The sequence below is a fragment of the Streptococcus oralis genome (assembly GCF_001983955.1).
GTDB classification, from domain to species: domain Bacteria; phylum Bacillota; class Bacilli; order Lactobacillales; family Streptococcaceae; genus Streptococcus; species Streptococcus jiangnanensis.
Map to the genome: position 1 here is coordinate 1 of NZ_CP019562.1, position 15944 is coordinate 15944.

Sequence of the window (15944 nt, forward strand, 5' to 3'; positions counted from 1 at the left end):
CTACTTAATTTTCTTTTTGATTGCTTCTATTTCTAAACGTAAATTATCGTCTTCGTCAATCAATGATTTGATTTTAGCATGGGCATGAATAACGGTGGTGTGATCCTTTCCGCCAAATTCTTTTCCAATTTTTGGAAGACTGTTATCTGTCAGTTCTCTAGCTAGATACATAGCAACCTGACGTGCTAAAACGATGTTCTGAACTCGTCTCGTACCTTTCATTTCTTTAACACTCACTCCATAAAAATTACCAACTTCAGTTTGGATTTTCTCAATTGGAATAACAAGTATCTGGCGGGCGTCTTGCTTACGTGCTCTAATAGCTTCCGCAGCAATATCAATAGTAATATCCTTAATCTTCTTCACTCTGGCAATTAAAGTGATATCGTTGATTGCTCCTTCCAATTCTCTAACATTTGAATCAAATTGGCCAGCCAAGTATTCTAGAGTATCACTTTGGAAATGGTAATCTAAGTGCTCTGTTTTACTTTGAAGAATGGCGATACGTGTCTCAAAGTCAGGAGGAGTGATATTTTGCGTCAATCCCCAGCTAAAGCGTGTAACAAGTCTCTCTTCAAGTCCTTCTAGGTGTTTAGGACTTCGATCACTGGTTAGGACAATCTGTTTCTGCTTATCATGAAGAGCATTGAAGGTATTGAAAAATTCTTCCTGGGTCGCGACTTTTTTGCCACTGAGAGATTGGATATCATCGATCAATAAGAGATCAAGGCTACGGTAAGTCTTTTTGAAATTTTCCATTTCCCCAAGTCGCAAGTGTTCAAGAAAGTCATTGATAAAGCTTTCGGCAGGAATGTACTTGACACGCGCATCAGGAATATTTTTCAAAATCTCATTTCCAATCGCATTGAGCAAGTGAGTCTTTCCAAGACCAGGTCCTCCATAGATAAAAAGAGGATTATAAGTCAGAGCTAAATCTTCAGATACAGCTAGTGCAGCAGACACTGCCCAAACATTCCCATCACCTTGAATAAAGTTATCAAAGGTATATTTTTCTTTTAACCCTGTTTCGGAATAGGGAATCGTTGGTAGTGCAGGTGTGTAATCGTAAGTAGAGACACTATTCGTATCATTTACTTGAGGAGATTCTGTGCTCTGAGGTTTAGTGAAAATATAGTGAGGTTTGATTTCAGAATCATAAATTTCAAAACCAGCAGCAATAATAATATCTTTTAATTGCTTTTCCCACACCATTTCCATCTCTGATCTCGGTAGAAATATAGTAGCTGTGTTTTCTTCTACTTTGATGAGTTCAGCAGGTGTAGCATAGAAATCATACATAGATCGTGTCAATCTTTCTTGAGCAAATTCTAAAATACGATTCCAAAATTGCTTTTCTTTCAACTAATTTTCCTCCTTTACTATGATTTTAGTAGTTTAGTGCTAGACTTATTTTACCATAGATAGTAGGATTTTTCCACAGATTGGGGAAAAGAATCCACAATGTTAGTAGTATTTATCCACAGGTTGGGGATAAATAGGAAAATCCTTGATTTAATAGGGTTATTGATAAAAAAATTGGTGGATAAATTTGTGGGTTGAGAAAATAAAAGAACAGCCTTATTTCAGGCTGTTAATAATTCTATCGTATTCTTCTTGACTTGAAAAGGAGATAATAATCTTTCCAGTATCTTTTTTTGAAAGTTTAATTTCTACACTTAAACCGAGTAGTTTTTTTAATTTATCTTCTTCGTCTTTGATGAAAGAATCACTTTTTTTTTGCTTCTTTTGTTTTTTCTCTGTAAGAAGTGCTTCTAACTTTCTCACAGAAATATCTTCATTTTTGATTAGTTGGAAGAAATAGTCTTGCTGCTCTTTGTCTAAACCAACTAGAGAACGTGCATGCGCTTGAGAAATTTTTCCATTTTCTACTTCAACTAAGATATATTCTGGTAGGGAAAGTAAACGAATAAAATTAGTGATATAAGGACGAGATTTCCCCATTTTATCCGCTATCTCAGTGTGAGTAAATCCTTTTTCTACTAAAGATTCGTAGGCGCGTGCTTCTTCAACAGGATTTAAATTTTCTCTCTGCAAATTCTCAATGATTGACTGGATCATCATTTCCTGATCTGAGAGGTGCTTTACAACGGCTGGAATAGAGGTCAGACCAGCCAAGAGAGAAGCCCGATATCGTCTCTCTCCTGCAAGGATTTCATAACCAATTACAGGAGATTGACGAACGATGATTGGTTGGATGAGCCCATTTTCTTTGATTGACTGAGCTAATTCCTTTAGTTTATCTGTATCAAATTCTTTTCGAGGTTGGTAAGGATTCTTTTGTATTTCAGAGATAGAAATCATTTCAAATTTTTCCATGATTCTACACTAACATATCTTTTACTTTCTGTAAAGTTTTCTTTACACTGATGTCAATTAAGACTCTAAATCACCAGAATTCTTATCTAGTTTAATTGAAGTTGTTTCCTCCTTACCGTTACGGTAGTAGGTTATTTTGATAGTATCTCCAATAGCATGATTGTAAAGAGCATGTTGTAGGTCTGTTGATGAGGCAATCTCTTTGTCGTCAACTTTGGTAATGACATCGTATTTTTGAAGATGTCCATTTGCTGGCATATTGTTTTGAACAGATCGAACAACTACACCTGAAGTGAGGCCACTTGGAATGTTAAGTTTTCTAAGATCACTAGCTCCAACATTTGACAGATTGACCATTTGAATTCCAAGAGCAGGACGAGTCACTTTACCATCACTTTCAAGCTGTTTAATGATATTTTGTGCATCGTTTGAAGGAATTGCAAAACCAAGACCTTCTACAGATGTTCCACCATTACTTGCAATTTTACTTGATGTAATACCAATTACTTGTCCTTGAATATTTACAAGTGGACCACCAGAGTTACCAGGGTTAATGGCCGTATCTGTTTGAATGGCTTTTGTTGAAATAGCTTGACCATCTTCAGATTTTAGAGAAACATTTCGATTAAGACTTGAAACAATCCCCTGTGTAACTGTATTAGCATATTCTGAACCTAGAGGACTACCGATAGCAATCGCTGTTTCTCCAACACTAAGTTGACTTGAATCCCCAAATTCTGCCACTGTTGTAACTTTTTCTGAAGAAATTTTAACGACAGCAATATCAGAGAAGGTATCAGATCCGACAATTTCACCAGGAACCTTGGTACCATCTGCTAAGCGGATATCAACTTTTGAAGCTCCATTGATAACGTGAGTATTGGTTACAAGATAGGCATCTTTATCATCCTTTTTATAGATAACACCTGATCCCTCACTTGCGATTTGTTGATTGTCTGAATCAGAATTAGTTTCATCAGCATTAAATACACTACTTTGTCTACTGCTAGAAGAAGAATAAGTAATGATTGAGACAACAGCATCCTTAACTTTATTTACTGCTTGAGTGGTTGAATTTTCATTCTTATAGGATGTTTGAGTGACAGTGCCAGAATTATTATTTGTAGCTTGATTTCCTTGTTTTTGATAAAGTTGTAATGTTACGAAACTTCCTAAGGCACCGCTTAAAAATCCGATTAGAATGATTACGAGAATTTTAACTCCTTTTTTGTAAAATTTTTGTAAGTGTTTCATATACGCCTCCGTTTGTTATTTATTTACTCAGATTATAAACCTATTAACTTAATCCAAACTTAAAAGCTTAAAGTTTTACACAAGTTGTGGATAACTCACTTTATTCTGTGAATTCACTAGTATTTTTGAATGATTTTTGTGTGTATAAGATGTGAAATGAAGTGTGGATATGATAGAATAGAAGAATGAAAATAAAAATTGTAACAGTGGGAAAATTAAAAGAAAAATACCTTAAAGATGGTATTGCTGAATATACCAAACGAATTTCACGTTTCGCCAAATTAGAAATGATTGAGCTCACTGATGAGAAGACACCTGACAAAGCCAGTGAATTAGAAAATCAAAAAATCTTGGAAACAGAAGGTGAAAGAATTCTTTCTAAGGTTGGAGAAAGAGACTTTGTCGTTGTACTAGCCATTGAAGGAAAAACACTCTCCTCAGAGGAATTTAGTAAGCAACTAGAGCAAGCTTCTATCAAAGGATATTCAACACTTACTTTTATCATTGGAGGAAGTTTGGGTCTAGCTCCTGTTGTAAAAAATAGGGCCAATCTTTCTGTCAGTTTTGGCCATCTGACATTACCACATCAGTTAATGAGATTGGTTTTAGTTGAACAAATTTACCGTGCTTTTACAATTCAACAGGGTTCTCCTTACCACAAATAGAAGATTGACTTAGCTCTTGTTTTTTGATAGAATGGTCATGTTAGGTCTCATAGCTCAGCTGGATAGAGCATTCGCCTTCTAAGCGAACGGTCGCAGGTTCGAATCCTGCTGGGATCAATTTTAGATGCGAAGCTGGGGTAAATCCCAGCTTTTTTCTTAAAAAAGTGCGTTTCAGGTGCAAAAATGTACAGTTGGGAAGAATTTTTTCTTACATGGTCTTCATTTTGTATAATAGGTGTGTAAGCTAACTTACAAGAAAAAATAATACAGGAGATTTCATTATGAAAAATACAGTAAAGTTGGAACAATTTAAAGAAGTAACAGAGGCAGAATTGCAGGAGATTCGAGGTGGAGATAAAAGACTACCTTACTTTTTTAAACATCTTTTTTCAAATAGGACAAAGTAGTAATATTATAGGGTGATAGGATGAGTTTATTAGGATTTGGGATAGTTATTCTTCATATTTTTATTTTAACAATAAGCTATGAATTAATTTGTAAAGTAACTAAAAAAGAAAGATATTTATTTATAGCTTGTATATTTGTATATCAGTCTGTAGCTGAATTTTTCTTTGACTTTATTTCATTAGGTGGGTTAGGGATTGAAAAGTTTATATTTCCTTTTATTCTATATACTTCTATAGTAGTTTTAAAGAAATATGATAAGCATAAAGGAATGTTTATCAGTTTACTATTGTCTTTATTATATCACAGTACACATACTTTTTTATCAGTAACCCTATCCTCTATAACAGGTGATGCTTTTGTGATAGAACATGAAGTGATGTTTTATTTAGGAGTACTATTACTAACATATTTAATTATTAAAAAAATTATTACTTATTTCCATTTAGAACTTACTTATTTTGATAAAGATTATCTGTACCCTTTTTTAAAAAAAGTAATAGTTGCTTTCTTTGGTTTGCATATCTTATTGTTTATTTCAGATATAGTAAGTACAACTCATCATTTAAATAGCTTCGGAAGTATTTTATCAACCATTGTTTTTATTTGCTTGTTATTGATTTTCTTTGCAATGAATTCTCACAAGGTTCAAATTGAAAAAGAGATTGCTCTAAAACAAAAGAAATTTGAACAAAAACATTTACAGACTTATACTGATGAAATTGTGGAGTTGTATAATGAAATTCGAGGTTTTCGTCATGACTATGCAGGGATGCTTGTTAGCATGCAAATGGCGATTGACAGTGGAGATTTACAAGAAATTAACAGGGTTTACAATGAAGTCCTAGTAAAAGCAAATCAGAAATTGAGGTCAGAAAAATATACTTACTTTGATTTAAATAATATAGAAGACTCTGCTTTACGGAGTTTAATTGCTCAATCGATTGTCTATGCACGAAAAAATGATGTAGAGTTTACATTGGAAGTAAAGGATATCATTACTAGACTGTCAATAGATTTACTTGATCTGGTTCGTATCATGAGCATTTTATTAAACAATGCCGTTGAAGGTGCTGCAGATAGTTATTTGAAACAAATGGAAGTTGCAGTCATTAAAATGGATTTTGAAACAGTTATAGTTATCCAGAATTCATGCAAAATCACTATGACGCCTTCAGAGGATCTATTTGCCTTAGGTTTCTCTACCAAGGGAAGAAATAGAGGTCTAGGGCTTAATAATGTCAAAGAGATCTTAGATAAGTATGACAACATTATCTTAGAAACTGAGATGGAAGACAACACATTTAGACAAATTATTAGATTTAAGAGGGAATTCGAATGAAAGTATTAATTTTAGAAGATGTTATTGAACATCAAGTGAGACTAGAGAGAATATTAAATGAAATCTCGGAAGAATCGAATATTCCTATTTCATATAAGACAACAGGAAAAGTTCGTGAATTTAAGGAATATATCGAAAATGATGAAGTAAACCAGCTTTATTTCCTAGATATTGATATTCATGGAATCGAGAAAAAAGGCTTTGAAGTGGCTCAGTTTATCCGTCATCACAATCCTTATGCTATTATTGTCTTTATTACCAGTCGATCTGAATTTGCTACCTTAACGTATAAATACCAGGTATCAGCCCTAGATTTTGTTGATAAAGATATCAATGATGAATTGTTCAAAAAACGCATCGAGCAGAGTATTTTTTACACTAAGAGTATGCTGCTTGAAAACGAAGATGTTGTAGACTATTTTGATTACAACTATAAAGGAAATGATTTGAAAATTCCTTACCATGACATTTTGTATATCGAAACCACAGGAGTTTCTCATAAACTTCGGATTATTGGTAAGAATTTTGCTAAAGAATTCTATGGAACTATGACAGATATTCAGGAAAAGGACAAACATACCCAGCGATTTTATTGCTCCCATAAATCTTTCCTTGTCAATGTAGGAAATGTGAGAGAAATTGATCGAAAGAATTTAGAAGTTGTCTTTTATGAAGATCATCGTTGTCCCATTACCCGTTTGAAAGTTCGTAAACTAAAAGATATTCTAGAGAAAAAATCTAAAAAGTGATTGACAATTAGTAAGAAATTGATATAATGGTTATATCTGCTACAGATAGATGGTCCGTTGGTCAAGGGGTTAAGACACCGCCTTTTCACGGCGGTAACACGGGTTCGAATCCCGTACGGACTATTTTATCCGCCATAGCTCAGTTGGTAGTAGCGCATGACTGTTAATCATGATGTCGTAGGTTCGAGTCCTACTGGCGGAGTCAGATAAAAAAAGAACACCATTGGTGTTCTTTTTTTATCTGACATCACCTAACATTTTCATAAGGAAGTCTGTCATTTCTTGCGGACTTTCTTTTTTTCCGTGAGCAATCCAAGTCTGGCAAACACCAAATAGGGCATTTGTTAGATAAATACTGCTGTATTCTAATTCTATTGGAGTGAGTTGTAGTTTCATAAAGCGTTTCTGAAGGTCGGTGCTAAGCATAATGTGAAGCTTATTTCTCAAGAAATTTTGGATTTCTTTTGTTCCATTTTCAGACAAGAGTGCAGCCAAGAGTGGCTCAGACTCTAAATATTCAAATACTTCTAAAATAGCATCTCTTTTGTGATGAGCATGTTTTTGGAAAATATACTCAAAGGTATGAAATAGCTTACTTTGGTAGAGTTCAATCATATCATACTTATCCTTGTAGTGAGTGTAAAAGCTGGAACGACTAATTCCGGCTTTTTCTGCTAACTTGACAGTAGAAATTTGATCAAAGGGCTGGTCCATCAATAATTGAACCATGGCATTTTCGATAATTCGTTTTGTTTTTAAACGTTTGTTACTTTCTTTCATAATTCCTCCTTGTAAACAAAAATAGACTATGTGTCTAAAAAAATATTTTTTACCTTGTAATTTAGATTTTTTTATGTATAATCTATTATATCAAAATTTTAGACAATATGTGTAAAAAAGGAGGAAACATGTTTAAAGAATGGAAAGCAATATTTAAAAAACCGACCTTTATCATTGTAATGATAGGGATTTCTCTCATTCCAGCTTTATACAACATTATATTTTTATCGTCCATGTGGGATCCATATGGTCAAGTATCGGAGTTACCTGTGGCAGTTGTCAATAAAGATAAGGAAGCTTTTTATAATGGACAGACAATGAGAATTGGTGAAGACATGGTGTCTAATTTAAAAGAAAATAAGGCTTTAGATTTTCACTTTGTTAATGAAGAGGAAGGGGAAAAAGGACTAGAAGATGGTGACTACTACATGGTAGTGACTTTACCAAGTGACTTATCTGAAAAAGCTGCTTCTATTCTATCAGATCATCCAGAACAAATGACCATTAACTATCAAACTTCTAGCGGGCATAGCTTCATTGCAAGTAAAATGAGTGATTCTGCCATGACACAGTTAAAACAGAATGTTTCTGCTAATGTAACCGAATCCTATACGAAAGCTTTATTTCAAAAGATGGGTGATTTAAAATCCGGTTTAACGAAGGCAGCCGATGGAAGTGAACAATTGGCTAACGGGGCCAGTCAGTTAGCTGTAGGAAGTCAGACATTGTCTTCAAATCTTGCTACTTTAGCTAGCTCAAGTTTAACCTTTTCGGATGGAACAGATCAATTTACAAAAGGGTTGACAACGTATGTCACAGGAGTAAAGCAACTGAATAGTGGCTTAGGAACATTTAATGATGGTTTACAGAACTATACAAGTGCGGTTTCACAGGTTGACACAGGACTTAATCAATTATCTTCGAAAACTCCAGAATTAGTTGCAGGTGTCAACCAGTTAAATACAGGGATGAAGTCATATGCTGGTGGAGTTTCACAACTCAATTCAGGTCTCAGTCAATTTTCGGTTGGTGTCAATGCCTATACAAGCGGAGTTGACAAATTATCTGTTGGTACAAACCAACTATCAAGTCAACCAGATACATTGAGAGACGGTATTACTCAATTAAATAAAGGAATCAAAGAAATATCCACACAATTAAATACTTCATCTCAACAGAAAGAGGATATAACACAGTTAGCAAGCAGTTTAGATGAGTTGAATAAGTCTCTCCAATCAGTTACAGTTTCAGATAATACTGATCTTAAAAATACAATATCTAATGACTTAACAAATATAACGACTCTTGCTCAAACTATTGTGACTAATAGTCAAGCAGAGCAAGAGAAAATTCTTACAAATCTTCAAGCAACAGCAACTTATCAATCTCTCACTGAAACTCAGAAAAAAGAATTGACTGAAGCTGTTTCAAATAATTCTAATTCTACGATAGAGTCAGCAAAAGCAATTTTAACGACGGCAGGAGATTTAAAAGAAAATTTAGGAAGTATAAACCAACCAGTCTCTAATCTTTCTACTTTACAGACTAAAGCAAATCAACTTTTACCTATAGCGTCTAGTTCCTTGATATCTATGTCAAGTGGATTTACACAGTTGCAAAATGCTGTAGATAATCAGTTAGTTCCCGGAAGTCAATCAATTGAAAATGGAGTTAATGCGTATACTAAGGGATTGGATACTATTTCTTTAGGTGTAAATCAACTAAGTGAAAAGAATACAACTTTAACAACAAGTTTGGATCAATTGGTTTCTGCCTCAACCAAGTTGACAGAAAACTCTTCAAAATTGACAACTGGTTTGGATACTCTAGCTGGGAAAACTCCAGAATTAGTAACAGGTATTGAAAAACTATCATCTGGTTCTGCTCAATTGAACAATAAGAGTCCAGAGTTAATAGCAGGTCTTACTAAATTACAATTTGGCTCTGATCAATTAACAGATAAATCAACACAATTACTTTCTGCAGCATCCCAACTAGGAAGTGGCGCTATGAAGATAGCAGATGGTGCTGGAAAATTAGCTGAAGGTGGAGCAACTTTAACTGCTGGTATTGAAAGTTTACAAGTAGGAACTACTAATCTAGGACAAGGCTTAAGAAGTGCTAGCAATCAACTAAAATCAGCATCAACAGAGTCAAAAAATGCAGAAACATTATCTGAACCTCTAGTTCTCTCAAAAACAGACAATGACCAAGTCCCTGTAAATGGGATTGCTATGGCTCCTTATATGATATCAGTCGCTCTCTTTGTCGCTGCATTATCAACAAATATGATTTTTGCTAAATTACCTTCAGGTCGTCATCCTGAAACTCGCTGGGCTTGGTTCAAATCTCGCTTTGAGATAAATGGAGTTATAGCTGTTTTAGCCGCTGTCTTAGTCTATGGTGGCGTTCATCTTATTGGTCTAACAGCAAATCATGAAATGAGAACCTTGTTCTTAATTATTATCGCAAGCTTAACATTTATGTCTATGGTAACTGCATTAACAACTTGGAATAGCCGTATAGGAGCCTTCTTCTCTCTTATTTTACTATTATTACAGTTAGCATCAAGTGCGGGGACCTATCCCCTTGCATTGACAAATGATTTCTTTAAAGGTATCAGTCCATGGTTACCAATGAGTTACTCTGTATCAGGTTTACGACAAACAATCTCTATGACAGGAAATATTCATCACCAAGTGATTTTCCTTATTATAACACTAGCTTTCTTTACTGCTTTAGGTATGCTAGCTTATCAACCTAAGAAAATGGAAGAAGATTAAAAAGATTGACCAAGGAATTGGCCAATCTTTTTCTGTCTTAGATAAATTTCGTCTGTGATTATAGATCCCAAAAAGAAGAAGGGCAGTTAGTGAGCAGGCTGCTCCAATAACAAAACCATTGGGAATAAAGGAAAGTGTAATGGTGCCTTTTCCTTTTGGAACATCAACTTTCATAAAACCAGTTTGAGCCTGCTTGATTTCAAGTTTTTTCCCATCCTGGTATGCAGACCAACCTTTGTCATAAGGAATAGTGAAGAAAATAGAGGTATCTTGTTTTACTTCATATGTAGCAAAGACTTTATTTTTAGAGGTGGATACTTCTACAGGTTGTTCTTTAATCTTTTGAATTGCCTCAGTAAGAGCCTGAGTATCTAAACGATAGAAGGTTGGAGATTCAAAGGACACCTGAGAATTTCCAGGGAAACTAACACTGATATTGAAAGTTTTTTGTTCTTCAGTATAACCCAAATTAAAGAAATTAAATGCATTGTCAGTTGTAAAAGTCTTTTTTTCTCCATTGACAATGATGTCAACTTTCTTTTGCTTATCGTTTGTAAAATGAAGATTTGAAAAAGAGAGATAGACTTGACTATTTTGAGGAACCTCAATTTGATAATCAATCTTTGCATCTTCATTCGCAGAACCTGTGATGCTGGTTAAACCATCTGAAGTATCTGTTTTATCATATGCTATTTGGGAGAAGTAATCCAAGTTGAGATTAGTAAGCTGGTTTATAAATAAAGCTTGATTATCTAGAGTGTGATTATTAAAGTTTACATCGGTATAAATAGATTGAGTAGCAAAAGCAATGGGGAGGGAAAGTTGATTTTTATATAAGGTTAAATGATCCTTTTGATAAATCTCTTGAAATCCATATTTATCAAGGAGAGTTTCTGAAATATTGTATTGGATTCCAAATAAACTGTCTGCTAAAATACTATTATTTGTATAACGAAGATTGAGGTTAGTTCCAGAGGATTTGAATCCCAGTTTATCTAAAATAGTGCTAGCTGAGCGATTTCGTACAGACGAGAATTGAGAGATTCCATTGTAATTAAATTTCATACTGTCATTTCCCGTCTGAATTTGCAGTTTTTCAGTACGTGTAAATGAATCGTCAATTTGGTTTAGAATAGATTCCATAGCAGTGACATCTCTATTATAGACGCTGCGAGAAGCAAAAGCCCATTCTTTAGCTATTCCTTCCATTTGAGCTGAAGCATTTAGGCTTATCTCAACTGTTATAAATAAAGATAAAAGAATTGCAAATAGATTTACAGAGATAAATTTTCTGATGACTGCAAGGAGTAAAGGAGCATAAACCAGGAGAAATTCAAGAGTGAGTAGGATATTCAAATCTGTTAAAAAAGAATAGTGTGATTTAAAATAGACAGTGGCCAAAAATCCTGTTAGTACAAGAAAAAGTGAGACAAATAGATTCCATAGCTTCAGTTCTTTCAGACGATTTAAGACTTCTGCTGAAGTATAAATTAACAGAGTGGAAAAAATCCAAGCATAGCGATGCAAAAACATATTTGGGGTATGCATCCCTTGCCAAAATAAATCAAGTGCTTCTATGTAAAAGCTTGTTATTAAAAAAGTAAAGAAAATTGCATAGGTAAGTTTCACGTGAAACCTTATGGATTTTATTGTGAAAAATAGAATAGTCAAAATAAAAGGAAGCAATCCAACAAAAATCATTGGTATAGATCCATATTTAGTTGTATCAAAAGATCCAATGAATTGTTTTGCAAAAATATCCAAATACCAGCTACTATCTGTCTTTAATTTTGTGATGGCAGTCAACTTCTCTCCATGAGTTTGTAAATCAAACAGTGTAGGAAGAGTCATAATCAAACTAGCCATTCCAGCTAAAAAGGAGGTAACAACAAAATCAAGAAAAGATGATTTTCGAGTTTTAAAGTCCCAAGAAATTTGGCAGAGATACCAGAAAATAAGAAACAATGCTGTCATATACCCAAAATAATAATTTTGAATAAATAAGATTGATAAACTTGTAAAGTATAGTAAGCGCTTCTTTTGTGTTATAAGTAGGAGTAAACCAGTTATAATTAAAGGAATCAAGATAAAAACATCTAGCCAGGTTTTAATCTCTAACTGACTGACAGTGAAGCTCATTAAAGCATAGGAAGTAGATAAGGCAAGTTTTAAAAATTTTGGGATATCTTTAAATAATCTAGTCAAACTAAAGAAGGTTGACAGACCAATCAATCCAAATTTTAAGAGAGTGGTCAGATAAACAGCATCTGGCATATTCGACAGATTAAAAAAGTAAACCAGAGGTGAGAGAAAACTACCCAAGTAATAACTAGATAGAGCATAGAAATTCAGTCCGAGGCCACTTGTAAAGGTGTAAAACAAACTACCATTTCCATGTAAAATATTTCGTAAAGCCACATCAAAAATAACGTATTGATGGAAACCGTCTCCTAATAGTGGAGATGTATCGCTATTCCAGTAGATACCTTGAGTTAGGTATACTCCAGTCATAATTACTAAAGGAATGATGAAAGAAACAAAATAGGTCCAATATGTTTTAAAAAATGATTTCATGTTACCTCGTAGAATGATAGAAAACTCAGTTGGTTACCCCAACTGAGTTTTGAAGTCTTATTTAATCTTTCCAAAGTTCTTTAACTTTTGCTTGCACTTCTGCATTTTCTAGGAATTCATCGTAGGTTTCATCAATACGATCAATGACGCCATTCTTAGACAAAACAATGATATGGTTTGCCAAAGTTTGGATAAACTCGTGGTCATGACTGGCAAAGATGATTGATTCTTTAAAGTTTTTCAATCCATCGTTCAAGCTTGAGATAGATTCCAAGTCCAAGTGATTTGTTGGATCATCAAGTACAAGGACATTTGATTTCAAGAGCATGAGTTTTGAAAGCATGACACGTACTTTTTCTCCCCCTGACAAGACGTTTACAGGTTTGTTAACCTCATCACCAGAGAAGAGCATACGACCAAGGAAACCACGTAGGAAGGTATTGTCATCTTCTTCTTTACTTGCAAATTGACGCAACCAGTCAAGGATTGACTCTCCTCCTGCAAAATCAGCCGAGTTGTCTTTTGGCAAGTAAGAACGGCTAGTAGTAACTCCCCACTTGACAGTTCCTTCATAGTCGATGTCACCCATAATTGCACGAATTAATGCAGTTGTTTGGATGTCGTTTTGTCCAATAAGAGCTGTTTTATCACCTGGACGCAAGATGAAACTAATATTGTCTAGGATAGTTTCGCCATCAATCTTTACAGTTAAATTTTCTACTGTCAAGAGATCATTACCAATCTCACGTTCTGCTTTAAAGTTGATAAATGGGTATTTACGACTAGAAGGAACAATCTCTTCTAATTCAATCTTGTCAAGCATTTTTTTACGAGACGTTGCTTGTCTTGACTTAGAAGCGTTGGCAGAGAAGCGAGCAACGAATTCTTGCAATTGCTTAATTTTTTCTTCTGCCTTGGCATTACGGTCTGCTAGCAATTTAGCAGCGAGTTCAGAAGATTCCTTCCAGAAGTCATAGTTTCCGACATATAGTTTGATTTTTCCAAAGTCAAGGTCGGCCATGTGTGTACATACTTTGTTTAAGAAGTGACGGTCGTGGGATACTACGATAACGGTGTTATCAAAGTCAATCAAGAAGTCTTCTAGCCAAGTAATAGATTGGATGTCCAACCCGTTGGTCGGCTCGTCCAAGAGAAGAACGTCTGGTTTACCAAAAAGTGCTTTAGCAAGGAGAACCTTCACTTTTTCACCATTGGCCAATTCGCTCATGTTTTGATAGTGCAATTCTTCTGGAATGTTTAGGTTTTGAAGTAGTTGAGACGCTTCACTTTCTGCTTCCCAACCTCCAAGTTCAGCAAATTCACCTTCGAGTTCGGCTGCACGAACACCATCTTCATCGGAAAAATCTTCCTTCATGTAAATGGCATCTTTTTCTTTCATGATGTTGTAAAGTTTTTCATTTCCCATAATGACGACATCAATAACTCGCTCATCTTCATAGTCAAAATGATTTTGACGGAGAACAGAGAGACGTTCATCTGGACCAAGAGAGATGTGACCAGTTGTTGGCTCGATATCACCAGCTAAGATTTTTAAGAATGTAGACTTCCCAGCACCATTAGCACCAATTAATCCATATGTATTTCCTTCTGTAAATTTGATATTGACATCATCAAAAAGTTTGCGATCACTAAAACGTAGTGAAACATCAGATACTGTAAGCAATGTTTTTCTCCTATAATATGTAATACATTTATTCTACTAGAAAAGAGAGAAATATTCAAATTTTTGTTTGTCAATTTTGTGTCAATTAAGTTTACAGGTTTATTTACAATGAGTTAGTTTTTTGATTTAAATAATTTTCTGTTATTTTAACAAAAAAATGCTATAATTGAAGAGACCATTTCGAAGGAGAAAAAAATGACGAAACCCATTATTTTAACAGGAGATCGCCCAACAGGAAAACTGCATATTGGACATTATGTTGGGAGTCTTAAAAATAGAGTATTACTGCAGGAAGAAGACAAGTATGAGATGTTTGTTTTTTTGGCGGACCAACAAGCATTGACAGATCACGCTAAAGACCCTCAAACGATTTTAGAATCGATTGGGAATGTTGCCTTGGATTACCTAGCAGTTGGATTGGATCCAAGTAAATCAACCATCTTTATTCAAAGCCAGATTCCAGAGTTGGCTGAGCTGTCTATGTACTATATGAATTTGGTGTCACTAGCTCGTTTGGAACGGAATCCGACAGTAAAAACAGAGATTGCTCAAAAAGGGTTTGGAGAAAGTATTCCGACAGGATTTTTGGTTTATCCGATTGCGCAAGCAGCAGATATTACTGCCTTCAAGGCTAATTATGTTCCTGTTGGGACAGATCAGAAACCAATGATTGAGCAAACTCGTGAGATTGTTCGTTCCTTTAATCATGCTTATAATTGTGAGGTCTTGGTGGAGCCGGAAGGTATTTACCCAGAAAATGAGAGAGCAGGACGTTTGCCTGGTTTAGATGGAAATGCTAAAATGTCTAAATCCCTTAATAATGGTATTTATCTAGCTGATGATGCTGATACTTTGCGTAAAAAAGTCATGAGCATGTATACTGATCCAGACCATATTCGGGTTGAGGATCCAGGTAAGATTGAAGGAAATATGGTTTTCCATTATCTAGATGTGTTTGGTCGTCCAGAAGATGCTCAAGACATTGCAGATATGAAAGAACATTATCAACGTGGTGGTCTTGGTGATGTAAAGACGAAACGTTATCTACTTGAAATATTAGAACGCGAACTTGGTCCTATTCGTGAGCGCCGTATTGACTTTGCTAAGGATATGGGAGAAGTGTACAATATGCTTCAAAAAGGTAGTGAAAAAGCACGTGAGGTTGCAGGTCAAACTCTATCTGAAGTTAAGGGAGCAATGGGACTAAATTATTTTAAATAATAGATAAAATATGAATCGTAAAACTATCTCTTCCATAGGATCACAGGGATAGTTTTTTTATGATTTCTACCATAAATATAATTGACAAATTTTCATAGAATGGTATGATAGATACAATACAAAAAGAGTCAAGCTCAAAAAGAAAGAAAA

Annotated in this window: 11 protein-coding genes, 3 tRNA genes and 1 pseudogene; 9 read left to right on the forward strand and 6 right to left on the reverse strand. The window is 34.7% G+C overall.

Annotated elements, in window-relative coordinates; genetic code table 11:
- The 3 genes from dnaA to BWR56_RS00015 form a co-directional block, all read right to left on the reverse strand.
- A complete protein-coding gene (gene dnaA, locus BWR56_RS00005; protein WP_061421574.1) occupies positions 1-1362 on the reverse strand; it encodes a chromosomal replication initiator protein DnaA in 1362 nt (453 codons plus the stop codon).
- 216 nt (positions 1363-1578) lie between these two features.
- Positions 1579-2337 (reverse strand): ParB/RepB/Spo0J family partition protein, encoded by a 759-nt coding sequence (locus BWR56_RS00010; RefSeq protein WP_049505012.1) that lies wholly within the window; start codon positions 2335-2337, stop codon positions 1579-1581.
- Positions 2338-2394: 57 nt separating this feature from the next.
- The gene (locus tag BWR56_RS00015; RefSeq protein WP_049505014.1) at positions 2395-3591 is read right to left on the reverse strand and encodes a serine protease HtrA; all 1197 of its coding nucleotides are present in this window, start codon (positions 3589-3591) and stop codon (positions 2395-2397) included.
- Positions 3592-3776: 185 nt separating this feature from the next.
- Between BWR56_RS00015 and rlmH the strand changes: the two genes are divergently transcribed.
- The 7 genes from rlmH (at position 3777) to BWR56_RS00050 (ending at position 6954) form a co-directional block, all read left to right on the forward strand.
- Positions 3777-4256: a 23S rRNA (pseudouridine(1915)-N(3))-methyltransferase RlmH gene (gene rlmH, locus BWR56_RS00020; RefSeq protein WP_049505015.1), complete on the forward strand. Its 480-nt coding sequence runs from the start codon at positions 3777-3779 to the stop codon at positions 4254-4256.
- Between the two features lie 43 nt (positions 4257-4299).
- Positions 4300-4373, forward strand: a tRNA-Arg gene (locus BWR56_RS00025).
- Between the two features lie 164 nt (positions 4374-4537).
- On the forward strand, positions 4538-4663 hold the full coding sequence (gene comC / locus BWR56_RS00030) for a competence-stimulating peptide ComC (protein WP_008282505.1): 126 nt from the start codon (positions 4538-4540) through the stop codon (positions 4661-4663).
- A 20-nt stretch (positions 4664-4683) separates the two neighbouring features.
- Positions 4684-6003 carry a competence system sensor histidine kinase ComD gene (comD, locus tag BWR56_RS00035; RefSeq protein ID WP_049505018.1) on the forward strand — a complete coding sequence of 440 codons (1320 nt, stop codon included), beginning with the start codon at positions 4684-4686 and terminating at the stop codon, positions 6001-6003.
- On the forward strand, positions 6000-6752 hold the full coding sequence (gene comE / locus BWR56_RS00040) for a competence system response regulator transcription factor ComE (protein WP_000866079.1): 753 nt from the start codon (positions 6000-6002) through the stop codon (positions 6750-6752). Before comD ends, comE begins: the two co-directional genes overlap by 4 nt.
- 51 nt (positions 6753-6803) lie before the next feature.
- Positions 6804-6875: transfer RNA gene (locus tag BWR56_RS00045), tRNA-Glu, on the forward strand.
- A 5-nt stretch (positions 6876-6880) separates the two neighbouring features.
- Positions 6881-6954 (forward strand) — tRNA-Asn (locus tag BWR56_RS00050).
- Between the two features lie 35 nt (positions 6955-6989).
- Here the strand turns inward: BWR56_RS00050 and BWR56_RS00055 are convergent.
- Positions 6990-7532: a TetR/AcrR family transcriptional regulator gene (locus BWR56_RS00055; RefSeq protein ID WP_049477913.1), complete on the reverse strand. Its 543-nt coding sequence runs from the start codon at positions 7530-7532 to the stop codon at positions 6990-6992.
- Positions 7533-7660: 128 nt separating this feature from the next.
- Between BWR56_RS00055 and BWR56_RS00060 the strand changes: the two genes are divergently transcribed.
- Positions 7661-10315 carry a YhgE/Pip domain-containing protein gene (locus BWR56_RS00060; RefSeq protein WP_076984213.1) on the forward strand — a complete coding sequence of 885 codons (2655 nt, stop codon included), beginning with the start codon at positions 7661-7663 and terminating at the stop codon, positions 10313-10315.
- Between the two features lie 36 nt (positions 10316-10351).
- Here the strand turns inward: BWR56_RS00060 and BWR56_RS00065 are convergent.
- Together BWR56_RS00065 and BWR56_RS00070 are read right to left on the reverse strand one after the other, a co-directional pair.
- A pseudogene (locus BWR56_RS00065) lies at positions 10352-12889 on the reverse strand (YfhO family protein); the annotation flags it as partial.
- Positions 12890-12950: 61 nt separating this feature from the next.
- Positions 12951-14573: an ATP-binding cassette domain-containing protein gene (locus BWR56_RS00070; RefSeq protein ID WP_000958793.1), complete on the reverse strand. Its 1623-nt coding sequence runs from the start codon at positions 14571-14573 to the stop codon at positions 12951-12953.
- A gap of 195 nt (positions 14574-14768) precedes the next feature.
- On the opposite strand from BWR56_RS00070, the gene trpS reads away from it, so the two are divergent.
- Positions 14769-15794, forward strand: coding sequence for a tryptophan--tRNA ligase (gene trpS, locus BWR56_RS00075; protein ID WP_049505024.1), 1026 nt, complete (start codon positions 14769-14771; stop codon positions 15792-15794).
- Positions 15795-15944: the final 150 nt, after the last annotated feature.